The 21,839-nt window shown below is 56.3% G+C and carries 22 protein-coding genes; 16 read left to right on the plus strand and 6 right to left on the minus strand.

Annotated elements, in window-relative coordinates; translation table 11 throughout:
• Positions 1-9 precede the first annotated feature (9 nt).
• A complete protein-coding gene (locus G6R15_RS16855) occupies positions 10-738 on the plus strand; it encodes an STAS/SEC14 domain-containing protein (protein ID WP_164661146.1) in 729 nt (242 codons plus the stop codon).
• 113 nt (positions 739-851) lie between these two features.
• Here G6R15_RS16855 and G6R15_RS16860 read toward each other — a convergent pair whose 3' ends face one another.
• The 3 genes from G6R15_RS16860 to ccmI are packed head-to-tail and all read right to left on the minus strand — an operon-like array spanning position 852 to position 2,803.
• Positions 852-1,082 carry a DUF1289 domain-containing protein gene (locus tag G6R15_RS16860; RefSeq protein WP_164661294.1) on the minus strand — a complete coding sequence of 77 codons (231 nt, stop codon included), beginning with the start codon at positions 1,080-1,082 and terminating at the stop codon, positions 852-854.
• Between the two features lie 24 nt (positions 1,083-1,106).
• Positions 1,107-1,574, minus strand: coding sequence for a Holliday junction resolvase RuvX (ruvX, locus tag G6R15_RS16865; RefSeq protein WP_164661147.1), 468 nt, complete (start codon positions 1,572-1,574; stop codon positions 1,107-1,109).
• On the minus strand, positions 1,571-2,803 hold the full coding sequence (gene ccmI, locus G6R15_RS16870; RefSeq protein WP_164661148.1) for a c-type cytochrome biogenesis protein CcmI: 1,233 nt from the start codon (positions 2,801-2,803) through the stop codon (positions 1,571-1,573). The genes ruvX and ccmI overlap by 4 nt, the downstream gene beginning before the upstream one ends.
• A gap of 189 nt (positions 2,804-2,992) precedes the next feature.
• Here ccmI and G6R15_RS16875 point away from each other — a divergent pair, with 189 nt between their 5' ends.
• The 6 genes from G6R15_RS16875 (at position 2,993) to G6R15_RS16900 (ending at position 9,215) form a co-directional block, all read left to right on the plus strand.
• A complete protein-coding gene (locus G6R15_RS16875; RefSeq protein ID WP_164661149.1) occupies positions 2,993-4,237 on the plus strand; it encodes a sarcosine oxidase subunit beta family protein in 1,245 nt (414 codons plus the stop codon).
• Positions 4,238-4,313: 76 nt separating this feature from the next.
• Complete coding sequence (locus tag G6R15_RS16880) at positions 4,314-4,640, plus strand: TfoX/Sxy family protein (protein WP_164661150.1); 327 nt, start codon at positions 4,314-4,316, stop codon at positions 4,638-4,640.
• An 18-nt stretch (positions 4,641-4,658) separates the two neighbouring features.
• Positions 4,659-4,988 (plus strand): sarcosine oxidase subunit delta, encoded by a 330-nt coding sequence (locus tag G6R15_RS16885; RefSeq protein WP_164661151.1) that lies wholly within the window; start codon positions 4,659-4,661, stop codon positions 4,986-4,988.
• A 68-nt stretch (positions 4,989-5,056) separates the two neighbouring features.
• Positions 5,057-8,074: a sarcosine oxidase subunit alpha family protein gene (locus G6R15_RS16890; protein ID WP_164661152.1), complete on the plus strand. Its 3,018-nt coding sequence runs from the start codon at positions 5,057-5,059 to the stop codon at positions 8,072-8,074.
• Positions 8,067-8,645: a sarcosine oxidase subunit gamma gene (locus G6R15_RS16895; protein ID WP_164661153.1), complete on the plus strand. Its 579-nt coding sequence runs from the start codon at positions 8,067-8,069 to the stop codon at positions 8,643-8,645. Before G6R15_RS16890 ends, G6R15_RS16895 begins: the two co-directional genes overlap by 8 nt.
• Before the next feature lie 69 nt (positions 8,646-8,714).
• Positions 8,715-9,215, plus strand: coding sequence for a hypothetical protein (locus G6R15_RS16900; protein WP_164661154.1), 501 nt, complete (start codon positions 8,715-8,717; stop codon positions 9,213-9,215).
• A 23-nt stretch (positions 9,216-9,238) separates the two neighbouring features.
• Here the strand turns inward: G6R15_RS16900 and G6R15_RS16905 are convergent, their stop codons facing one another.
• Entirely contained in the window at positions 9,239-10,000 is a 762-nt protein-coding gene (locus tag G6R15_RS16905) for an FkbM family methyltransferase (RefSeq protein ID WP_164661155.1), read from the minus strand.
• Between the two features lie 106 nt (positions 10,001-10,106).
• On the opposite strand from G6R15_RS16905, the gene G6R15_RS16910 reads away from it, so the two are divergent.
• Positions 10,107-10,706 carry a superoxide dismutase gene (locus tag G6R15_RS16910; protein ID WP_164661156.1) on the plus strand — a complete coding sequence of 200 codons (600 nt, stop codon included), beginning with the start codon at positions 10,107-10,109 and terminating at the stop codon, positions 10,704-10,706.
• A gap of 290 nt (positions 10,707-10,996) precedes the next feature.
• On the opposite strand, the gene G6R15_RS16915 is transcribed toward G6R15_RS16910, so the two are convergent.
• Together G6R15_RS16915 and G6R15_RS16920 are read right to left on the minus strand one after the other, a co-directional pair.
• Positions 10,997-12,013, minus strand: coding sequence for a PIN domain-containing protein (locus tag G6R15_RS16915; protein ID WP_164661157.1), 1,017 nt, complete (start codon positions 12,011-12,013; stop codon positions 10,997-10,999).
• Between the two features lie 418 nt (positions 12,014-12,431).
• Positions 12,432-13,067 (minus strand): TetR/AcrR family transcriptional regulator, encoded by a 636-nt coding sequence (locus G6R15_RS16920; protein ID WP_164661158.1) that lies wholly within the window; start codon positions 13,065-13,067, stop codon positions 12,432-12,434.
• A gap of 125 nt (positions 13,068-13,192) precedes the next feature.
• On the opposite strand from G6R15_RS16920, the gene G6R15_RS16925 reads away from it, so the two are divergent.
• The 8 genes from G6R15_RS16925 to G6R15_RS16960 all read left to right on the plus strand — a co-directional run bounded on the left by G6R15_RS16925 (position 13,193) and on the right by G6R15_RS16960 (position 21,810).
• Complete coding sequence (locus G6R15_RS16925) at positions 13,193-13,630, plus strand: DUF4345 family protein (protein WP_164661159.1); 438 nt, start codon at positions 13,193-13,195, stop codon at positions 13,628-13,630.
• 528 nt (positions 13,631-14,158) lie between these two features.
• Positions 14,159-15,190, plus strand: a complete 1,032-nt coding sequence (locus G6R15_RS16930) for a LacI family DNA-binding transcriptional regulator (protein WP_164661160.1) — start codon at positions 14,159-14,161, stop codon at positions 15,188-15,190.
• A 117-nt stretch (positions 15,191-15,307) separates the two neighbouring features.
• Positions 15,308-16,594, plus strand: coding sequence for a sugar ABC transporter substrate-binding protein (locus G6R15_RS16935; RefSeq protein ID WP_164661161.1), 1,287 nt, complete (start codon positions 15,308-15,310; stop codon positions 16,592-16,594).
• 151 nt (positions 16,595-16,745) lie between these two features.
• Positions 16,746-17,684, plus strand: coding sequence for a carbohydrate ABC transporter permease (locus G6R15_RS16940; protein ID WP_164661162.1), 939 nt, complete (start codon positions 16,746-16,748; stop codon positions 17,682-17,684).
• 12 nt (positions 17,685-17,696) lie between these two features.
• Entirely contained in the window at positions 17,697-18,530 is an 834-nt protein-coding gene (locus G6R15_RS16945; RefSeq protein WP_164661163.1) for a carbohydrate ABC transporter permease, read from the plus strand.
• 9 nt (positions 18,531-18,539) lie between these two features.
• Positions 18,540-19,544 (plus strand): ABC transporter ATP-binding protein, encoded by a 1,005-nt coding sequence (locus G6R15_RS16950; RefSeq protein ID WP_164661164.1) that lies wholly within the window; start codon positions 18,540-18,542, stop codon positions 19,542-19,544.
• Entirely contained in the window at positions 19,541-20,314 is a 774-nt protein-coding gene (locus tag G6R15_RS16955; protein ID WP_164661165.1) for an L-iditol 2-dehydrogenase, read from the plus strand. The genes G6R15_RS16950 and G6R15_RS16955 overlap by 4 nt, the downstream gene beginning before the upstream one ends.
• Positions 20,314-21,810 (plus strand): mannitol dehydrogenase family protein, encoded by a 1,497-nt coding sequence (locus tag G6R15_RS16960; protein ID WP_164661166.1) that lies wholly within the window; start codon positions 20,314-20,316, stop codon positions 21,808-21,810. The genes G6R15_RS16955 and G6R15_RS16960 overlap by 1 nt, the downstream gene beginning before the upstream one ends.
• The last annotated feature ends 29 nt before the right edge of the window (positions 21,811-21,839 follow it).

The raw sequence follows: 21,839 nt of genomic DNA on the forward strand, positions 1-21,839 counted from the left end.
TATGTTTCGATGATTTCCATAGAAATTCAAAATGATGGCGCGATTTTGGAAATGACCGCGTCGGGTACAATCACAAGCTCGGATTATGACAAGATCTTGATGCCTGCCATCGAGGCGGCGCTGATCGATCATGATCAGATCAGGCTGTTGATCAAGGTGGGCCAAGAGTTTTCAGGCTTTGATCTGTCCGCGGTCTGGGCCGACACAAAGCTGGGCCTTAGTCACTGGCGCGGGTTTGATCGGATTGCATTGGTTACTGATACCGGCTGGGCGCAGACCGCGGCAAAGCTGGCGTCACCGATGATGCCGTGCCCGATGCAGACGTTTTCACTGGAGGGCATTGAAGAGGCGCGTCGTTGGCTGCGCGAGTCGTTGGGGGCGATCCATGTGATCGACCTGGGCGGCCCATGCGTGCAGGTGCGGCTGTTGGGGCAGGTGGACCCGTCTGAGTATGCGCAGGCCACCGGTGATCTGGATGCACTGATTGATCAGAAACAGGGGTTCCGCCTGCTTGTCGACCTGACCGAGTTCGACGGCTGGCAGGGGCTTTCCGCGCTGGATGCACATTTCCATCTGGGCCGCACCCATGCGCCGCTTTTGGAAAAGGCTGCAATTGTCGGCAATAAAGGCTGGCAACACATGGCCCAACGGATAGGAAATCAGCTGATCAAAGCCAAGATTCAGTATTTTCCCGAAGAAGAGATGGACAACGCCAAGGCCTGGCTGGCAGCAGGATGAACGGTCGTTTTAAGTAGGCTCAGGGTGAAACTAGATCCCAGAAACTTTCAAAGTTTCTGGGCACAATTTCTTTCAAAGAAATTGGCACCACCAGAATCCGTTGGCCTTGGGTTCTAGCGTTTGACCCGCGCAGCACGGCCGCCGCGGCGTTTGGCCAGACGCGGGGCGCGATCGGGCAGGTCTTGCATGATCTCGGCACGCTCGTTGCTCTCCATCTTGGACCATCGGGTGATCTCGTCGATGGTGCGATAGCAACCGGTGCAGATGCGTTCGGTGGGGTGCACCACGCAAATCTGAATGCAGGGCGATTCAATCTCGTCGCGTTTCCAGACCATGTCGTTCATATCGTCGTCAGGCTCCGGCAAGGGCTAGTTCAGAAAGCGCATCCGGTCGAGCGCTCCTTGCAAGATATACCCGGCGGCGACGTGATCAATCACCTCTGCGCGACGTTTTCGTGTCGTATCCGCCTCAAGAAGTGCTTTTTCGGCCGCAACTGTGCTCAAACGCTCGTCCCAGAACCCGATTGGCAGCTCTGTCAGACGACCAAGGTTGCGGGCAAAGGCGCGGGTGGACTGGCACCGTGGGCCTTCTGTGCCGTCCATATTTCGGGGCAATCCAAGAAGAATCCCCCCAATCTCGCGGTCGCTGACGATCTTAAGGAGCTTTTCGGCATCGACGCCAAATTTCTTGCGCCGGATGGTTTCCAGCGGCGAAGCCACGGTCAACATCCGGTCAGACACGGCGACACCAATGGTCTTGTCACCCAGATCCAACCCGGTAAGGGCAGACATTTTTGGCACGGCCGCGGCGAAGTCTTCGAAGGCGTCAAAAATCATCCGTCGATCCCCGCGGTTTGGGCTGCGGCTTTCAACAAGGCGATTGCATTGGCATCGTTGCCAAAGACCTGTTGCGCCTCAGCATAGATTGCGCGCGCGCGGTCCGTTTCGCCCAGGACCCCCAGCGTCTGGATCAAGCGCGCCCATTCGGGCGGCGAGCCGCCTTCAGTGGCCAGCCGTTCTGACAGGCGCTCGACCATGCCGCGCGCCATGTCTTTGACCTCTTCGGCATTCATGTCGCCTGCGGCCTGGATATCTTCAGCGCTTGGACCAGACAGGGCAATGGGGTTCGGGGCATCAGGCATGCGATAATCCACCCCGGCGCGGAACGCCAGATCAACGATCTGCGATCGGATCGCGGACACCCAGGGTGCATCGCTCGGGCTTTCGCGCAGGGTTTCCTCCCAGATGCGGAACGCGATGTCGGGGCGACCAGTTTGCGACAGGCTGAGGCCATAGTAATAGCGAGCAGGCCCGTGCGTTGGATCGCGCTCCAGCGCGGTTTCCAGCACCGCCTCGGCTTGTGGAGAGACATAGCCCCCCGCCGCCAGGATCATCATTTCGGCCTGTTCGGCATAGTCTTGTGCGCTGGCCTGCGTGCCCAGAATTTCGATGACACGCGCCTTGGCCTCATACGCGGCCTTGTGGTTGCCGCTGTTGGCCTCGTGCTGGGCCAGCAGGATCTGACCTTGCAGATCATCGGGGCGCTTTTTGACCGTTTCACGCAATTGTTCGATCAGCCTGGCATAGCCGGGATCAATCTCGGGTTTCGGGATCGCTGGCATCCGCTCTTCGGCGCGGGTCTGGTCGGGGCGGTTTTCGCGCGCCTCTTGCGCCAGTTCCACACGCAGCGACAGCGGCAGGTCGCCGTAACCAGGTGCGCCCATGTCGCGATACATGAAAAACGCGCCTGCAATGACGATCACGGCGACGCCACCAGCAACAAGTGTCGTCAGGTTGCGGGGCTGTCCCGCGCCATCAACCTCGGCCTGCATCTGTGTATCTGCGGCCAGAATCCGACGCGAGATTTCGGACCGGATACGTTCGGCATCGCCTTCGGCGATCACACCACGTGCCAGATCGCGATCCACACCCTTGAGTTGGTCACGATAGACCTGCAAATCAAAGGCCGCTGCCGGGGTTTGACCGGCACGCCCCCTTAGCAAAGCCAACAGCAGCAGGCAGGTCACGGCCAAGGCCATCAAGGCAATAAGGATCCAGAATGTCATGGGGTCTCCCGCGTCATGTGCCTTTCATCTATCTTTGTAAGGCTGCTGACAAAAGAGGCAAAAGGCCGCTGGATGTCGCAATGTTGGATACCATGTCGCAACTGCTCATTATTGCGGCGGAACGCGGCGTGGCTAAAATGCCTATGCGCGGCATATCTGCGACAACCTACGAACCGGATGGATTCGCTCATGAAACATTACTCAGCCTTTGCTGTGGCGCGAGAAGCCTTACGCTATCACACCGGATGGGAGCGCGCGTGGCGCTCGCCGGAGCCCAAGAAGCGCTATGACGTGATCATTGTCGGCGCTGGCGGCCATGGTCTGGCCACGGCGTATTACCTGGGCAAAAACTATGGCATCCAGAACGTTGCCATCATCGAAAAGGGGTGGCTGGGCGGTGGCAACACCGGGCGCAACACCACCATTATCCGTTCCAACTATCTGCAAGATCCGTCGGCTGCAATCTATGAAAAGGCGCGCTCGCTCTACGAAGGTCTCAGCCAGGACCTGAATTATAACGTCATGTTCAGCCCGCGCGGCGTCATGATGCTGGCCCAGACCCAGCACGAGATCCGCGGCTATCAGCGCACGGCACATGCCAACGCCTTGCAGGGCGTCAAGACCGAATGGATCACACCCGAGCGTGTGAAGGAGCTGGTGCCGATCATTAATCTGGACGGCCCGCGCTATCCGGTTCTGGGTGCGCTCTGGCAGGAGCGAGGCGGCACTGCGCGCCACGACGCCGTGGCCTGGGGCTATGCGCGTGCCTGTTCGGCTATGGGCATGGACATCATCCAGCAGTGCGAAGTCACCGGCGTGCGGTCCGAAAACGGCCACGTTGTGGGCGTTGACACCACCAAGGGCGCGATCGACTGCGACAAGCTGGGAATGGTGGTCGCGGGTCATTCGGGCCAGCTGGCCGAGATGGCGGGTTTCCGCCTGCCACTTGAAGGGATCGCGCTGCAAGCTCTGGTATCCGAGCCGATCAAACCTTGCATGGACGTGGTCGTGATGGCCAACACCGTGCACGGTTACATGAGCCAATCGGACAAGGGCGAGATGGTCATCGGCGGCGGCACGGATGGGTTCAACAACTACACTCAACGCGGCAGCTTCCATCATGCCGAGGAAACCGTGCGCGCCTTGGTCGAAACCTTCCCGATGATTTCACGCCTGAAAATGCTGCGCCAGTGGGGCGGGATCGTGGACATGACCGGCGACCGCTCGCCGCTGATCTCGAAAACCCCCTTGGGTGGCTGTTTCATCAACGGTGGCTGGGGCACGGGCGGCTTCAAGGCGATCCCCGGCTCGGGCTGGGGCATGGCGCAGCTGATGGCCACGGGTCATTCCCCGCTGACCGAAGCCTTCTCGCTTGACCGCTTCAAAGAGGGCCGCTTCATCGACGAAAGCGTCGCCGCCGGGGTGGCGCATTGAGCCAGATTTTTTCAAAAAATCTGGCACAGAGTTTCGACGAAACTCTGCCCCGCGCCTGTGGGAACGGGGGCGTGTGATGGCCTATTCCGAAGCTTTGGCTGAAACCATGCGGACCGACCTTGGGGTCGAGCCGGGCCTGTCCGAGAAAAAGATGTTCGGCGGCCTGTGCTTTTTGCTCCACGGCAACATGGTCTGCGGTGTGACCAAAGACGGGGCGATGTATCGCCCCGGCAAGGACCGCGAAACCCAGGCTTTAAAGGCGGGCGCTGAGCCACTGTCATTCACCGGTCGCCCCATGGGCGGCATGGTCGAGGTTGACGCAGGCGCGTTCGAAGACGCAGCCCTGCGCGCCACACTAACCGAATTGTCGCTGGCCAATGCGGCCCGCCTGCCACCGAAATGAACATGTAAGGATGATCACATGCTGACCCTGCATTGCCCCTATTGCGGCGTGAACGCCGATGAAACCGAATTGGATGCCGGTGGCGAGGCGCATATCAAGCGCCATGGCCCCGGTTCGGATGATAATCAGTTTCACGACTATCTGTTCACCCGCGAGAACCCCAAAGGCGTCCATCTGGAACGCTGGCGTCACGCTGCGGGCTGCGGCAAGTGGTTCCACGCGGCGCGCTGCACGGCCACGCTCGAGGTGTTTGGCACCTATCCCGCGCAGGTCTATGAGCCGCCCCAAGACATCAAGGACGCCATCAGCGCCAAGCGCCCCGGCTGGTCATGGAGAGAGTTCGAATGAGCCTTCATCTTTTCATAAATACTCCCGCCGGAGGCTCCGACGCCTCCTCATGCGAAAGGTTCTGACCCATGAGCACCCGTCTCGCAAAACAAGGCCGTCTGATTGACCGGTCGAAACAGATCACATTCAAGTTCAATGGAACCACCATGCGTGGGTTCGAGGGCGACACGCTGGCCTCGGCCCTGATGGCCAATGACCAGATGATGATGGGCCGTTCGTTCAAATACCACCGTCCGCGTGGCGTGGTGGCCAGTGGTGCCGAAGAACCCAATGCTCTGGTTGGCTTGGGCGAGGGGGCGCGGTTCGAGCCGAACCAGCGCGCCACCACCACCGAGCTGTTCGAAGGGCTGACATCCATCTCGCAGAACCACTGGCCGAACCTGGAATTCGACGTGGGGGCAGTGAATACGGCGTTGGCGCGATTCCTGCCTGCCGGGTTCTACTACAAGATGTTCATCCACCCGCAACCCTTCTGGAAGCACGTGTACGAGCCGATCATTCGCCACTCGGCGGGTCTGGGTAAAGCACCTGACAAAGAAACCAAGGACGCCGACACCTATGAGCATTTCTATGCCTTTGCGGATGTTTTGGTTGTGGGCGGCGGTGTTGCCGGTCTGCAAGCGGCCAAGGCAGCGGCTCAGTCTGGTGCCAAGGTTCTGCTGGTTGAGCAAACCAGCCATTGGGGCGGTCGTGCACCGGTTGATGGCGGCACCATTGATGGCCTGGCGCCTGACGCTTGGGTCGAGCAGACGCTGACCGAACTTAAGGCGACGGACAATGTTACCATTCGCACCCGCACCATGGGGTCGGGCGTCTATGACCACGGCTATGCCTTGGCATACGAACGCCTGACAGACCACACACCCGGCGCACCGGGGCCGCGCCACCGTCTGTGGCGTATTCGTGCCAAGCAGATCGTCACCGCAACCGGTGCGATCGAGCGTCCGCTGTCTTTTGCGGGCAACGATGTTCCTGGTGTCATGCTGGCCTCGGCGATGCGCGACTATGTGGTGAACTGGGGCGTGACCCCCGGTCAGCGCGTGATTGTCGCAACGAACAATGACGACGCTTACCGCACGGCGATTTCTCTGAAAAAAGCCGGTGTTGACGTGCTGCGCGTGATTGATGCGCGCACCTCGGGCGGTGGCGCATTGGCGGACGAGGCACGTAGCCTTGGCATTCGTGTTGATCCGGGCAAGGCGATTGCCAAGGTCAAAGGTGGCAAGCGGGTCAAGAAGGTTGCGATCTGTAATCAGGATGGCATCGGAGGTGCGCGTGAAGAAGTTGCGTGCGATGCGATTGCCATGTCGGGCGGCTGGTCGCCGGTTGTGCACCTGTGGTCGCACTGCGGTGGCAAGCTGATCTGGGACGACGCACTGGCCCATTTCCGCCCCGATCCTGCGCGTCCGCCACTTGGTGCAGATGGCAACGGTTTTGTTGTGCCTGCAGGGGCCGCCAACGGTCCCGTTTCGCTGGGTGATGTTCTAGCAGATGCTCAGACTGCGGGTGAGGCTGCGGCCAATGCGGCTGGCTTTACGCCCAAAACCGCGGATGCGCCGAAAGGCGTGTCCGAGCTTGAACTGCCTCTGGAACCCGTCTGGCTGATGCCCGCCAACGCCGATATGCCGCTGCGCATGAAGGCTTGGTTGGATTTTCAGAACGACGTCAAGGTCTCGGATGTGCAGCTGGCTGCGCGCGAGGGGTACGAAAGCGTCGAGCACACCAAACGCTACACCACTTTGGGTATGGCAACCGATCAAGGTAAATTAAGCAACATCAATGGTCTGGCGACGCTTGCAAATGCACTGGGTGAAGACATTCCTCAAGTCGGCACCACCACCTTCCGCCCGCCGTACACCCCGATTTCGATGGGTTCTATCGGCGGCGAGGCGCGTGGCGAAGTGTTCCAGCCGATCCGCAAGACGCCGGTCCACGAGTGGAACGACGCCAACGGCGCGGATTGGGAACCGGTAGGCCATTGGCGCCGTCCATATGCCTATGTCCGTCCGGGCGAAGGTGTGCATGACGCGGTGAACCGCGAGGTCAAAAACGCGCGGGAAAACCTTGGGCTTCTCGATGCCTCGACCTTGGGCAAGATCATTGTCAAAGGCCCGGACGCGGGCAAGTTCCTGGACATGATGTACACCAACATGATGTCGAACCTGAAACCGGGCAAATGCCGCTATGGCCTGATGTGCTCGGAAAACGGCTTTCTGATCGACGACGGTGTTGTGGCGCGTATGGATGACGACACCTGGCTGTGTCACACCACCACCGGCGGGGCCGAGCGTATCCATGGCCACATGGAAGAATGGATGCAGACCGAATGGTGGGACTGGAACGTCTATGTCGCCAACGTGACCGAGCAATACGCTCAGATCGCCGTTGTTGGCCCCAATGCCCGCAAGGTTCTGGAAAAGCTTGGTGGCATGGATGTCAGCGACGCGGCGATCCCGTTCATGGGTTGGGCCGACGGCAAGATCGGTGACTTTGACTGCCGCATGTTCCGCATCTCGTTTTCGGGCGAGTTGTCCTGCGAAATCGCGGTTCCGGCAAGTCAGGGTCTGGCTTTCTGGGAGGCTCTGATTGAGGCGGGCAAGGAGTTCGGCGTGATGCCTTATGGCACCGAAGCGCTGCACATCCTGCGGGCCGAGAAGGGCTTTATCATGATCGGGGACGAGACCGACGGGACTATTATTCCGCAGGACTTGGGCCTGAACTGGGCGATCTCGAAAAAGAAAGAGGACTTCCTGGGCAAGCGAGCGCAACAGCGCAGCCACATGACCGACCGCAACCGCTGGAAACTGGTGGGCCTGGAAACCGTCGACGGTTCGGTTCTGCCGGATGGCGCCTATGCGGCGGGCGAGGGAGTCAATGCCAACGGCCAGCGCAACGTGATTGGGCGGGTGACCTCAACCTATTACTCGGCCAACCTGGATCGCGGCATCGCCATGGGGCTGGTGCTGCACGGCCCCGACCGTATGGGCGAGGTGATCGAGTTCCCCGGAACCGACGGCAAGATCTACAAAGCAAAAATCGTGGACCCTGTGTTCTATGACAAGGAAGGGAAAAAGCAGAATGTCTGATCCCGTAAGCGCGCCCGTAAGTGCCATGAACCACGCCTCGTATGTGGGCATCGCCCGCGTCGAAGAAACCGGCCTGCAAGGCATGATCACCCTGCGCGGTGATCTGTCCTCGGCCACTTTGGGCAAGGCCATAAAGGCCGCCACCGGTCAAGGCGTCCCGGATGTCCGCCGCGTGGCCGTGGACGGCGACAGCGGCGCCTGCTGGATGTCGCCGGACGAACTCCTGCTTTTGGTGCCTTATGCTGAGGTCGAAGCTAAACTGGCGGCGCTGAACGAGACGCTTAAAGGCGAGCACGCATTGGCGGTCAACGTATCGGACGCCCGCGCCGTGTTCCGCGTTTCGAACGGCCCCGCACGCGAGGTCATGGCCAAGCTTGCCCCTGTCGATCTGTCGCCCGGCGCATTTGAGCCCGGCGAAATCCGCCGCACGCGTTTGGCTCAGGTGGCCGGCGCAATCTGGATGGAAGAAGATGGCGCATTCCGCGTGATCTGCTTCCGCTCGGTCGCGGATTACGTGTTCAAACTTCTTAGCGTTGCGGCGCAGCCAGGCAGTGAGGTTGGGGTGTTCTAAGAAAACTTCTTACGGTTGCGAATCTAATTAGCGTCATTTAAGCAGCTCACTGAACACAGTGGGCTGTTTTTGTTTGAAAAACAAGCCTGGGAACTATTTGATTTCTGGAGACTACACTTGACCTCACCTCGTATCATACCTGTTCTGGTTGTATCGGCGTTGTCCTTCGTACCGACACAAACCGTCGCAAAATCCGCCAACAGCTATTTGTGCGAAACGGATTTTTCAAAGAGCCACGCAAAAGGATTCAGACCGGATGACGTTGCTTTTCAGATTATTGAAGGGGCGAAAAAGGGACTGGCCGTTGATCCGTTAAACTATCATTATGGAAAAATCGCCAAGGCCAAACAGACTTTTGCAGAGGACGGAAGTGTCACATTGGCTTGGCGCATGCAGGTACCGACCACCGAGGGGTTCCAGATGGGGGGGAACATGAAGGTTGTATTCAACCCCACGTCGATGACTGGCACGATCCGCTCGCACATCCCGTCGCGACTGGTCGATGGCGGCACCGTCATTGGCAACTTGTCTTGCAAGAAGATCAAAAATTTGCCGCAGAAAAAAACCTAAACCGGGGGCGGAGCAGGGGTATGTCAGGCTTTGAATAAATAGCTGCGGAAGCTGGACAACACTTGGGGTGATGTCCAATCCTCCGGCTTCACCGCCTCACCAGTGTCGTCTGTGCAGCTGTCATAAAAGGACAGCGATGACATGAGTTGCCGTGTCTGCTCAACCCGTGTGCTTTCATCCAGATATGGCGCATGGGTCGACAGATAGAGGGTCGGTCGGTGCTCTTTCAGCCAGGGCAGCAACGAGGGCAAAACGCCGTATTCCGCGCCTTCGATGTCCATCTTTACCAGCGAGACACGCGATAGATCATTTGCTCCCGCAAACTGATCCCAGCTGATGGTCAGCGCGTCCGTGCCGTGGGTGCCGTCATTCAGCAGGGACGAGGTGGAATCGCCCGCTTCGCCATGCATCGACGCCATGCGGGTCACGCCAAAACTGTCCGACAGTGCCACGCCAAAGGCCGAGACATTGCGGATGTCGTTCAGTTCCAAGTTCCATAGCAGATGCCGCAGTGCCACGGGGTCGGGTTCGAAACACATCACCCGGCGCGCCTTGCGCGCGCCGTAGAGCACCGTGGGGCCAATCCAGGCACCAATGTCCAGATAATCGCTCGCGGCGTTTAGGTGCCGGTCGAGGATGGAAAAAGTCTCGGGCTCCCAGGTGCCAGCGGAGGCTTTGCGCCAGAATTTCGAATGATAGGGGTCCAGACGAAAGGGTTCGCCGTTCAGGGTGCCCGCGTAATACCCACGCGCGCGATAAACCATTTTGCGCAGCTTTGTCAGCATTGCCCTGCCTCCTTGTGGTTGTTTTCGCCTCTCGGCCCTTGACCTGCGCGCGTGGTCAAAGCATGTAACCTTGGGAACCGCAACATTTATTATACAGGAGGCCACCATGGCTTTTGAACTTCCTGATCTTCCTTACGCACACGACGCTCTGGCTGCCAAGGGCATGTCGGCGGAAACGCTGGAATATCACCACGACCTGCACCACAACGCCTATGTCACCAACGGCAACGCCGCGATTGCAGGCACCGAATGGGACGGCAAGTCGCTGGAAGAGATCATCGTTGGCACCTACAACGCCACTTCGGTTGCGCAGAACGGCATCTTCAACAACATCAGCCAGCTGTGGAACCACAACCAGTTCTGGGAAATGATGGGCCCGAACGGCAACGCCATGCCCGGTGAGCTGGAAAAGGCACTGATTGAAAGCTTTGGCTCGGTCGACGAGTTCAAGTCGCAGTTTTCCGCCGCAGGTGCCGGTCAGTTCGGTTCGGGCTGGTGTTGGCTGGTCAAGAACGCCGACGGTTCGCTGGCCGTGACCAAGACCGAAAACGGCGTGAACCCGCTGTGCTTCAATCAGACCGCTCTGCTGGGTTGCGACGTGTGGGAGCATTCCTACTACATCGACTTCCGCAACAAGCGCCCCGTTTACCTGTCGAACTTCCTCGACAATCTGGTGAACTGGGAAAACGTCGCCTCGCGCATGTGACTATGGACCCTGAGGTCACCGAAAACCCGGCCAACAGGCCGGGTTTTTTGGTTCGGTCGGAGGATTTTGCGGAAAAGTCCGGTTTCAGCCACCTTTGAGCAATGATGTAGAGTTTGCGAACCGCGGCTCCGCGCAGGTAGCGACCTTTTCAAAGTCGCGAGAACGGCCCATTGCTGCCGTTGACTCACAACCTTAGATGCTGCACTTGCAGCCCGCTTTCCGGACATTCGCTGCATCTTCGCTATCGCCCAACGGCAAGGCGCAAGATGACCCAGAATTCCCCCGTGTAATTATGTGTCGAGCATGTCCCAGTCGTCACCCAATACCCAACGTAGAGCGGAGAGTTTGCCATTCAGCTTACCCCATTCGAAATCGTCCCATGGCCCGAGATTTTCTATCCCGACCTCCTGACGAGTTCGTTCGCCCTCAGCAAGTGCCCCTTCCCAGACGGAATCAAGTATCTGGTCCGATCTGTTCGGGCTTCGAGAATAATCAGCCTCGGGCACCACTTTCGTAATTCCCTGCTCCACACGGTAGCGAAGGTTCATAAGTCGGTTGTACCAGACTTTTCGAAGAAGAAGGTTTTCCGCCTCGGTTAGCTCTGTAAACGTGCGGAATTCAGGGCTATAGCCCAGTTCGAAATCCCCCAGTTCAAGTGCGCCGGGGTCTGCCTCTTCGACGAACTTGGCAATGTCCAAGATGTATTGAGACCGTACACCGAACGAATGAGCCAGCTCTGGATGTGGCGTGCGGTTGTCACCTCGGGGATCGCTAAAATCGGTGTGATTAGTCGTCGCGAAACCGAACGCGATGTGGGCCCTGACAGGCTCCTGTCGCATTTCGTCATAGACCTCAAAGAGAATGGCATCGGCGATACTGCCTTTGTCACGATGGCAAGGTGCCTCACCATACAGGGAGCGATTTGCCGCTTTTGCCCGATGGAAAATGGAAGTCTCAAGATTGATATTCTCACCGTGATCCATCAACTCCTGCACCTGATCCACGATGCTGATTTCTTGAGTCGCGTTCAAAAAATCTAAACCCTGTAGGACATCTTGCGCCTGTTTAGCGATGTCTTGGTCCGCATGTCCTTTCAGGGCGTAAAGGAGCGATTTCACGTGGGATTGCAGGGCCTTCGTGGATTGTGTTGCCACCCGATCCTTGTTTCGGGCGAATTCTTCGCGAACGATGTCCGGCACAATGATTTCCAGTTGAGCGTCGTCACACATCTCGTGCAGAGCGCGGACCAGCGGCGCTGCTCTATAGCTCCCAGCCATGTCCAGCCAAACACTGGTGTCGATCAGCACCCTTTAGAGCGAAACTGCCATTCTCATTGCCCTCTAATACTTCCACCCTCAAACCAAGCTCTGTCAGGGGATTCCCTTAAAAAATCATCGAGACCGTCACATTAGCTTCGCCTCGCACTTTTGTGTCTTCTGCTGGCGCTTTTGGCGCATCGGGTCAACTACCCCGATCCACCGTTACCGAGATATGTCTTAACAGAATTGACAATGCGTCTTAGTATCCGCCCACCGTAGTTCTCTTGAGCAGCATTCGTGACACAGGGCTTATTGCAGCCGTCGGAACCGGTGCATCATCAAGCACGCTGGGTCGCCACGCTCTAGTGACGACGGCCCATTCCTGCCGTTCAGCTGGCAGCGCATATGCTACCGTGTAGTTTCCCAGAAGCGGACTTTTGCAACCCTATTTGGGGTCGCAATATTTTCAGCGTCTGATCGCGTTGTTTACGGCCAGCTCGATGAGGTTCGCACGCGCCGTCCAATCATACCCTTGCATAGTTATGAGAGAATGCATGATCCCATGGAGATGGCAGATCAGTCCATCCGTCGACGTCTTCACCTTTGCATGGCTGCACGGAAGTTTAAGGGCTTGTGCCACATTGTCGAAAAAGATCTCGTAGGCATCAATCACGGATTCTTGCGACACGAATGACGTCACATCCCTGTTGGTGACGCCTGAATTCATGAAGACGAGCTGATAGTGCTCAATGTTGCGGAACCAGTAGCCAACATAGGAATGGCTAGCGCTGCGTAGCTTATCGTCGGGACTATGGGCCTGGTGAACGGCGGTTGCTACATCCTTGAATGCCTCGCCTAAAATATAACTCCAGAGAGTAGACAGGATTTCGTGTTTGCTCGGAAAATACCGGTAGAGCGCCATGGGTGTGAGCCCTACTTCTCTGCCAAGACGGCGCATTGAAACCGATGCAAAGCCCTCTGTTTTAAACAACTGTAGCGCCACCGCGGCGATCTCTGCACGCCGAACTGAAAACTCATCCTCGGACAATGCTGGCCGACCTCGTTTAAGCTTTGCTTTTTGCTTGCTTTGATCACCAGTCATCCGAAATCTGATCCCTTCTCACAATTATATGTACGCGTAAATTTTTTTGTGGCCAAGTGCAGATATAAAATATACACGTAAATTAAACTACGGATGCTTTAGACTTCAATAAGAGAGATGAAACAATGCAACACGTCTTGAGAACGGTTTTAGCCCTCACCGGGTGTGTCATCATTTGGCTCGGCCTGAATGTGAGCTTGGGTGGGATCCAAACCCTCGGCTGGCAGGGGGCAACTCCCTTTGTCAATGTGACCGATGCAGACGTATTCGCAGTGCGAGACAACCATATCAGGTTCATTGCAGGCGTCTGGCTCTCCGTCGGTTTGCTTATGATCATCGGCTCGTTTTTTCTGCAGCAAATGCGAATTGTCTTACTGTCGCTGATAGCTATGGTTATTGTTGGCGGCTTGATGCGTCTGTCTTCAGCGGATGCCGGTCTGCTATCAAGTATCGAGATCGCTCCCTCGCTTATCGCCGAACTCTTTCTATTTCCATTGCTGGGTTTGTGGATCTTCACGGCGACCAATAGGGCAGTACGGGTGGATTCTGGTGCCAGGCTGTAGAAACTCGGCCCATTCCTGCCGCTGGTCGAAGGGTCGATATGCTGTGGCGCGGCCCGTCAGAGCCGCCTTTCGCTGCGAGTGCAAAATCTCGAACTGGCGGAACTCACAGTTTGCGGAGATATTGCTGAAGAAGCAGAGAAACCTGATCTTACATTTTTTCGTCCAACCCCGTTGCATCGGAGAAGCTAGCTCTTGTCGCGCAGAAGAGGTCAAGAGGTCCCCTCTAATGCGCGAGCCGGTGTTTTGGCCGACAGGCCTCCGCCAATACTACTTACTGGCCTTGTTTGGTCAAAAAGCTGAGTCGCCTTGAGCTAAAATCGGATTTTTTCGACACTACCGGACACAGCAACAATTGCCGAAGGAAAGTGCCACCGCGGCGAATGGCTCCTACTAGATGCGTGGCCGATCAGGATATTGCTGCAAGATAATCTCTCTTTTACGCGCGCAAAACGTTATCTTTACATAGATACATGTTTCTGAGAACTTTTGGAAAGCGCAGATATCGCAGAGCTATAGAAGGCCTCGCCTATGAGCGATCCCAAAATCAGGAATATGGAGGATTTTGCAGCCGTTAGCGGAATTTCCCGTCCAACGGTTTCGAAATACTTCAATGATCCGGACAGTGTTCGAAAGTCGACACGCGAAAAAATCGAGGCTGCGCTCAAGAAGCACAACTATCGACCGAACATTTATGCGGTCAATCAGAACCGACGCCAGACCAAGAACATCGGTCTTGTGGTTCCTAACTTAACTGATCCGTTTTTTGCCGGTATTGCGCGAACAATCGAGGGGCTTATCGTCAAGGCTGGCTTCAATCCATTGTTGCTCAGCTCGCATGGCGGGCCGGAACAAGAAATTGCCAACCTTGATAGCCTTCGTTCCATCAAGCCTGCGGCTGTGCTGTTGGCCCCTCTCGGTCGGGCATCGCTTGATGAGCAGGTCGCAGAGTTCGCGCGCGAAGTTCCGACGGTACTTTTTGACGCCAACCTCGATAACGTCGGCGAGGCATTTTTTGGCTCGGATAACGAACAAAGTGTCAACTTGATCGTCGAGTATCTGTGCCGATCCGGAGAAGCCCCCGCGTTCTTTGAAGTAAGGCAGCCGATAAATCCGAATGCCTACAAACGTCGCACGGCCTATAAAGCAGCGATGGAACGCCTGGGGCATGAACCCCATCTTATCCAGGTCGATGGACAGGGCTGGAATTTCGAAGAGATCGGATTTCGCGAGGGCGCACGGGTGCTCACAAGCCGCAAACTTCCGACGAATACAATTCTTTGCTCGAATGACAGGCTCGCCATCGGATTGCTCTCGGCAGCCTATGAAAACGGTATCCGGGTTGGGCTGCGTGAGGGCGACGCTCTTAGGATCGCGGGGCACGATGATCACCCATTTTCGCGTTTTACATGTCCAAGTTTAACCACTGTTTCGCAAAATTATGATGCCATTGCCGCCAGAAGTGTTGAGACGGCTTTGTTGCTGATCGAATCTAAGGAACGCATGAAAACGCGCGAAGAAACGTTGTTTGAAGGTAAGTTGGAGATGCGAGGCTCCGCGTAAGTGGTTGAAATACAGTGCACGATTATAGAAATTTACGCGCGTAAATATTGTAATTGACGCGAAGCAATAGAACTTGCTACCGTTCCTGCATCACATCCAACCTAGGGAGGAACCCGGATGTCCTTTGGAAAAGCACTTTGCGCGGCCAGCGCCATTGCTCTCATGTCGGGCTCTGCTGCGACTGCTGAAAGTCTGACAATCGCGATCGTAAACAACGGCCATATGATCAACATGCAGAAGGTGGCCGAAGCTTACACCGCCGAAACTGGTGTCGAGCTTAACTGGGTATCCCTCGAAGAAGGTGTTCTGCGCGAGCAGGTCACTTCCGATACTGCAACCGGTGGCGGTCAATACGACATCATCAATATCGGCATGCAGGAGGCACCGATCTGGGGCGCGGCTGGTTGGATCGAACCACTGACTTTCGGAACTGACTATGACGTAGACGATATCCTGCCCGCCATGCGTAATGGTTTGTCGCACGACGGAACGCTCTATGCAGCCCCGTTTTACGGTGAATCGTCGATGGTCATGTACCGCAAGGATTTGACGGACGCGGCTGGTGTTTCCATCGCTGACAATGACAGCTGGGATAATGTCAAAGCAGCGGCAGCCGCGATCCACGACCCGGACAACGGTGTCTATGGCGCCTGCCTTCGCGGCAAGCCGGGTTGGGGCGACAACATGGCGTTTATCACGACAGTCGTGAACTCTTTTGGTGGCGCATGGTTCGACAAAGACATGAAGCCTGCGTTGGACTCTCCAGAGTGGAACGCTGCAATCAACTTCTACGTTGACCTGCTTGGCAACTACGGCCCTCCGGGTTCAGAAGGCAATTCGTTCAACGAGATCCTAGCGCTTTACAACGAAGGCAAGTGCGGCATGTGGATTGACGCGACCATCGCGGCTTCGTTTCTTGAAGTTGACGGTGTCGCATATGCTCAGTCGCCGAACGCTGGAAACCCGGTTGGTGCCAACTGGTTGTGGGCGTGGGCAATGGCAATTCCGGCAGGTTCACCAAACGCCGAAGCGGCGGGTGCTTTCATCGAATGGGCAACGTCAAAAGAATATGTCCAGGCTGTTGGAAACCATCCGGACTTTGGTTGGGGGGCTGTTCCGACCGGCCAGCGTGCATCGACCTATGCGATCCCCGAGTTCCAGGCCGCAGCTGGCTTTGCAGCGGCTGAACTGGCCGCGATCGACAGCGCAGCACCTGCTGCAACCGACCTGAAGCCTTATGTTGGCGTTCAGTTCGCGGCCATCCCTGAATTCCCAGAAGTGGGCTCAGCCGTTGCGCAGGAAATGGCAGCCGCTTTGTCTGGCGCCAAATCCGTCGAAGACGCCCTGGCCGCATCGCAGGACGCAGCAGATTCGATTATGCGCGAAGCTGGTTATTACGACTAACAACACTGATGAGGGCCCAGGTTCCCCGGGCCCTCTCATAACCCTGCAGCTTTTGTTGATAAAACGATCAAGCCGCAGATACAGTTCAAGCATTCGCAACGCTCTCATCACAAGCTGAACGAAATCACCGTTCCGCTCGAAGGATAGATTCATGTCTGACAGAAAGCTTCCCCGGCTTCTTCAAACACCTGCGGTTTTGCTGCTTTTGATTTGGATGCTGATCCCGCTTGGGATGACCCTTTATTTCTCTTTCATTCGGTACGTGCTGAACAACCTGCGCCGACCCGAATGGACATCGCCAAGCCTGAGCAACTGGCGTGGTTTCGGCAACTACGAATTTGTTTTGAAATCCAAGGACTTCGTTCTCGCCATTCAGAACAGCCTGTTCATCGTGTGCAGCATTCTGTTCCTGACGGTCATACTGGGTATTTTGATTGCCGTCCTGATCAACAAGGCCTTTCCCGGACAGGGGATTGTGCGGGTACTGCTGATCTCGCCGTTTTTTGTGATGCCTGCGGTCAATGCGGTTCTCTGGATCAACATGATCCTTGATCCCGTTCTTGGCCTGCAAGGCATCGCAGTTGCCGGCGTGAACGACATGCTGGACAGCCTGAGGCAAATGCCCGTGCTGGGCAGCTTCTTTTCGCTTTGGCCTGAATTCGAACCGATATCCTTTCGTGCAACACAGACATCGGCCATCGCCGTTATCATGATGGTCACGTGGCAGTGGACGCCGTTTGCTGTACTGATCTTTATGACCTCGCTTCAGTCCGAGGATCAGCAGCAAAAAGAAGCGGCGGTTCTGGATGGCGCGGGCACCTGGTCACAGTTCCGCTTTTTGACGTTGCCGCATCTGGGCCGACCGATCGCAATCGTGGTGATGATCCAAGCCATTTTTCACCTGTCGCTTTATGCGGAAATAGAAATCGTCAGCCGGGGCAATGGCAACAAGAACCTGCCGTACCTGATTGGAGAGTTTGCCAACAACAACATTGGCGCCGCCAGCGCAACCGGCATCTTTGCCGTCATCCTAGCCAACATCGTAGCCATTTTCCTGCTGCGGATGGTTGGCAAGACCCTGATGGAATAGGAGCGCCAGATCATGCCAATCGTTGCACAAACTTCGAAATTCAGCACCTTTGGGCGGCCTGTTCTGGCCTGGGGTGTCGGATTGCTCTTTTTCTTTCCGATTTTCTGGATGGTTTTGACCAGCTTTAAGACAGATGCCGACGCGGTAAAGCCAGAGAACCTGGTCTTTTTCACACCAACGCTTGAGAACTATTTCAACATGGTGGAAAACTACGACTACTGGCGCTTTGCACGCAATTCGATCATCACGGCTGTATCGGCCACGATATTTACGCTTTTTGTCAGTATCCCCGCAGCATATTCGATGGCGTTCAATCCAAGCCGTGCGACCAAAGACATCCTGATGTGGATGTTGTCGACCAAAATGCTTCCGGCAGCGGCAGTGCTCTATCCGATGATATTTCTTGCCAAAGGCATCGGGCTATATGACACGCATATCTTGATCATTACCGTGCTGAGCCTGATCAACCTGCCAATCGCAATCTGGATGCTGTTCACCTACTTCAAGGAAATCCCAAGGGACATCATCGAAGCGGGCAAGATGGACGGCGTCAATACCTGGGGTGAGATCAAGGAGATCCTTATTCCCCTTGCCTGGGGTGGCATCGCCTCTACTGCGCTTTTGGTTTTCATTTTTTGCTGGAACGAAGCCTATTGGACGGTCCGTCTGACTACGATCGATGCCGCAACGCTCTCCAAGCTCATCGAAGGCAACCGTGCACCAGAAGGCTTGTTCTTTGGCCGCCTGTCCGCCGTATCGACCGCCGCAGTTGGGCCCATCGTTGTCCTTGGATGGTTCTGCCAGAAACAACTTGTCCAAGGCTTGACCTTTGGCGCCGTGAAATAAGGAAAGACCATGGGACGTATTGTACTCGATCAAGTATCCAAGCGGTTCGGTGATGTCGAAGTCATTCCTCCGCTGGACCTGACCATCGAAGACGGTGAGTTCGCAGTTTTTGTCGGCCCGTCCGGTTGCGGTAAATCCACGCTGTTGCGCATGATCGCCGGGCTTGAAAACCTGACCTCCGGCGGCATCGCGATTGACGGCATGGATATGACCGAAGTGCCCCCGTCGAAACGGGGCTTGGCCATGGTGTTCCAGTCCTATGCGCTTTACCCGCATATGACGGTGCGCAAGAACATTGGCTTTCCACTTCGTATGGAAAAGATGGATCAGGCAGAAATCGACAAGCGTGTTGAAACTGCGGCCCGATCTTTGAACCTGATGGATTATCTGGATCGCAAGCCAGGGCAACTGTCCGGTGGGCAGCGGCAGCGGGTCGCCATTGGCCGCGCCATTGTTCGGGACCCTTCGGCCTTTTTGTTTGACGAGCCACTATCGAACCTCGACGCTGCATTGCGCGTGGGAATGCGGCTTGAAATCAGCGAGATGCATGAGCGCATGCAGACCACCATGATCTACGTGACACACGATCAGGTCGAGGCGATGACAATGGCCGACAAGATCGTGGTTCTTCAGGCAGGTGTGATCGAGCAGGTCGGCTCACCGCTGGATCTGTACCACAAACCACAGAATGTCTTTGTTGCCGGCTTCATCGGCTCACCAAAGATGAACCTTTTCACTGGGCCAGAGGCCGAGAAACATGGCGCGCATACGATCGGCATCCGCCCGGAGCATACCGAGGTCAGCATGACTGCAGGCCAATGGGAAGGGCGCGTTGGCGTCGCCGAACATCTGGGGTCCGACACATTCATCCACGTTCATGACACCGGGCTTGCCGACATGGTCACCGTCCGCATTACCGGGGACATTTCGGTGAAACACGGCGATACGATTTACCTGACGCCCCAAGCCAACCAGATCCATAAATTCGGTGCGCAGGGGCTGCGGATCGAATGAAACGGCTGGACGGTAAATCGGCGCTGATTACGGGGGCTGCCCGGGGGATCGGGCTGGCCTTTTCCAAGGCCTATGTCATCGAAGGCGCCCGAGTTGCCATCGCGGACATCAACGGTGATCGCGCGCGGGACGCCGCTGCCGAAATCGATGGGGGTGCTATTGCCATTGAAATGGATGTCACCCGGCAAGACAGCATTGATGCCGCCGTTGCGCAAACCGTCGAAAGCCTGGGCCAGATAGACATCTTGATCAACAACGCGGCGGTGTTCACGGCTGCCCCGATTGTGGAAATCACACGCGAGGAATACGCGCGGGTTTTTGATGCAAATGTCGCCGGGCCATTGTTCACGCTGCAAGCCGTTGCGCGACACATGATTAATCACGGCATCAAGGGCAAGATCATCAACATGGCCAGCCAGGCCGGTCGACGCGGTGAACCTTTGGTCGCCGTTTATTGCGCCAGCAAGGCCGCCGTTATCAGCTTGACCCAATCGGCGGGTCTCGACCTGATCAAACATGGGATCAACGTGAATGCCATCGCACCGGGTGTGGTGGATGGTGAACACTGGGACGGTGTAGATGCCTTTTTTGCAAAGCACGAAGGCAAAGCCCCCGGACAAAAGAAAAAGGAAGTTGGCGAAGCTGTTCCTTTTGGGCGCATGGCACAGGCTGAAGATCTGACTGGAATGGCGGTTTATCTCGCCTCGCAAGACGCCGACTACATTGTTGCGCAAACCTACAATGTGGACGGTGGAAACTGGATGAGTTGATGGAAGATCAATCGCAGGGAACCGATCTGGTGAAACTGAGCAATGCAACTCTGAGTGAACTTCCAGAGGCTGTTTTGCGCCCGTCTTATGATCGTGCCAAGTTGAAACCGGGTATTGTCCACATTGGCCTTGGCAACTTCCATCGTGCCCATCAGGCATGGTATCTACATCGCCTGATGCAAAGCGGCGCGGCGTTGGATTGGGCGATCATTGGCGCCGGTGTTCGACCCCACGATGCCACCATGCGGCAAAAGCTGGTGGCACAGGATTGCCTGACAACCCTGATTGAGTTGGACCCATCATCCTCATTTGCCGAAGTCGTCGGCTCGATGATTGATTTCCTGCCGATTGAACAAGGTAACGGGCAGCTGATCGAACGGATGGCTCGCCCAGACATTCGCATTGTTTCGATGACTGTGACCGAGGGCGGTTACTTTATTGACCCCGCCAACAAGGGATTTGACCCGACGCACCCGGATATTGTCCATGACAGCCGCAAACCCAACCAGCCCAAAACCGCATTTGGTGCAGTTGTTGCAGCGCTTCGCTTGCGTCGCGAAAATGGATCCGGTCCGTTTACCTGCCTGTGTTGCGACAACTTGCAGGGCAACGGAGATGTATTGCGGCAAACGGTGGTGTCTTTGGCGCGCATGTCCGACCCCGAGCTGGCAGATTGGATTGATCTCAACTGTACGTTCCCGAATTCAATGGTCGATTGCATCGTCCCGGCAACAGGTCCGAATGAGCTGGCCTTGGTCCATCAGTTTGGCATCGGTGATCAGGCCCCGGTGACCCATGAAAATTTCCGGCAATGGGTGATCGAAGATGACTTCTGTGCCGGACGGCCTGATCTGGACGACGTCGGCGTGACATTCACAGATGATGTTCACGGCTATGAAGCGATGAAAATCCGAATACTGAACGGCGGTCATCAGGTGATCTCGGTGCCCGGAGAAGTTCTTGCGGTCAAGACGATTGCGGATTGTATGAAACATGATCTGATCAGCCAGTTGTTCACCAAGGTTGCAACGGAAGAAATCGCGCCATCGGTAAAACCTGTCTTGGGAACGACACCCAAAGATTATGTCGTACTGATCCATGGCCGGTTCTCGAACCCAAAGATTGTCGATACAACCCGGCGGGTAGCATTTGATGGCTCGTCTCGCCATGCTGGTTTTGTGATCCCGTCAATCCGTGATGGTCTGACGAATGGCACGCCAATCAAGGGGCTTGCCCTGATCGAAGCGGCCTGGGCGCGGATGTGCCAAGGCACCCGCGAGGATGGCAGCACAATCGAACCCAATGACCCATTCTGGGACGAATTGAGAACGAAAGCCAATCAAGCGCGCGAAAACCCACGTGTATGGCTTGAGATGCGCCAGATCTACGGAGACCTGGCAGATCAGCCTCAATTTTCGGACAACTTCACAAAGTGGCTAAACTTGATCTGGGACGAAGGGCTTGAAACAGCGATCGCAACTTACCTCGCCCAGTGAGAATTGCCAAAATTTGGAATAACCATGTG

The organism is Tropicibacter sp. Alg240-R139, assembly GCF_900537075.1.
In the GTDB taxonomy this organism is placed as follows: Bacteria; Pseudomonadota; Alphaproteobacteria; order Rhodobacterales; family Rhodobacteraceae; genus Falsiruegeria.

Bases quoted from the DNA above. Each gene is read 5' to 3' on its own strand.
- G6R15_RS16855 (WP_164661146.1), top strand. From the start codon at position 10: ATGATTTCCATAGAAATTCAAAATGATGGCGCGATTTTGGAAATGACC.
- G6R15_RS16860 (WP_164661294.1), bottom strand. From the start codon at position 1,082: ATGAACGACATGGTCTGGAAACGCGACGAGATTGAATCGCCCTGCATT.
- ruvX (WP_164661147.1), bottom strand. From the start codon at position 1,574: ATGATTTTTGACGCCTTCGAAGACTTCGCCGCGGCCGTGCCAAAAATG.
- ccmI (WP_164661148.1), bottom strand. From the start codon at position 2,803: ATGACATTCTGGATCCTTATTGCCTTGATGGCCTTGGCCGTGACCTGC.
- G6R15_RS16875 (WP_164661149.1), top strand. From the start codon at position 2,993: ATGAAACATTACTCAGCCTTTGCTGTGGCGCGAGAAGCCTTACGCTAT.
- G6R15_RS16880 (WP_164661150.1), top strand. From the start codon at position 4,314: ATGGCCTATTCCGAAGCTTTGGCTGAAACCATGCGGACCGACCTTGGG.
- G6R15_RS16885 (WP_164661151.1), top strand. From the start codon at position 4,659: ATGCTGACCCTGCATTGCCCCTATTGCGGCGTGAACGCCGATGAAACC.
- G6R15_RS16890 (WP_164661152.1), top strand. From the start codon at position 5,057: ATGAGCACCCGTCTCGCAAAACAAGGCCGTCTGATTGACCGGTCGAAA.
- G6R15_RS16895 (WP_164661153.1), top strand. From the start codon at position 8,067: ATGTCTGATCCCGTAAGCGCGCCCGTAAGTGCCATGAACCACGCCTCG.
- G6R15_RS16905 (WP_164661155.1), bottom strand. From the start codon at position 10,000: ATGCTGACAAAGCTGCGCAAAATGGTTTATCGCGCGCGTGGGTATTAC.
- G6R15_RS16910 (WP_164661156.1), top strand. From the start codon at position 10,107: ATGGCTTTTGAACTTCCTGATCTTCCTTACGCACACGACGCTCTGGCT.
- G6R15_RS16920 (WP_164661158.1), bottom strand. From the start codon at position 13,067: ATGACTGGTGATCAAAGCAAGCAAAAAGCAAAGCTTAAACGAGGTCGG.
- G6R15_RS16925 (WP_164661159.1), top strand. From the start codon at position 13,193: ATGCAACACGTCTTGAGAACGGTTTTAGCCCTCACCGGGTGTGTCATC.
- G6R15_RS16930 (WP_164661160.1), top strand. From the start codon at position 14,159: ATGAGCGATCCCAAAATCAGGAATATGGAGGATTTTGCAGCCGTTAGC.
- G6R15_RS16935 (WP_164661161.1), top strand. From the start codon at position 15,308: ATGTCCTTTGGAAAAGCACTTTGCGCGGCCAGCGCCATTGCTCTCATG.
- G6R15_RS16940 (WP_164661162.1), top strand. From the start codon at position 16,746: ATGTCTGACAGAAAGCTTCCCCGGCTTCTTCAAACACCTGCGGTTTTG.
- G6R15_RS16945 (WP_164661163.1), top strand. From the start codon at position 17,697: ATGCCAATCGTTGCACAAACTTCGAAATTCAGCACCTTTGGGCGGCCT.
- G6R15_RS16950 (WP_164661164.1), top strand. From the start codon at position 18,540: ATGGGACGTATTGTACTCGATCAAGTATCCAAGCGGTTCGGTGATGTC.
- G6R15_RS16955 (WP_164661165.1), top strand. From the start codon at position 19,541: ATGAAACGGCTGGACGGTAAATCGGCGCTGATTACGGGGGCTGCCCGG.
- G6R15_RS16960 (WP_164661166.1), top strand. From the start codon at position 20,314: ATGGAAGATCAATCGCAGGGAACCGATCTGGTGAAACTGAGCAATGCA.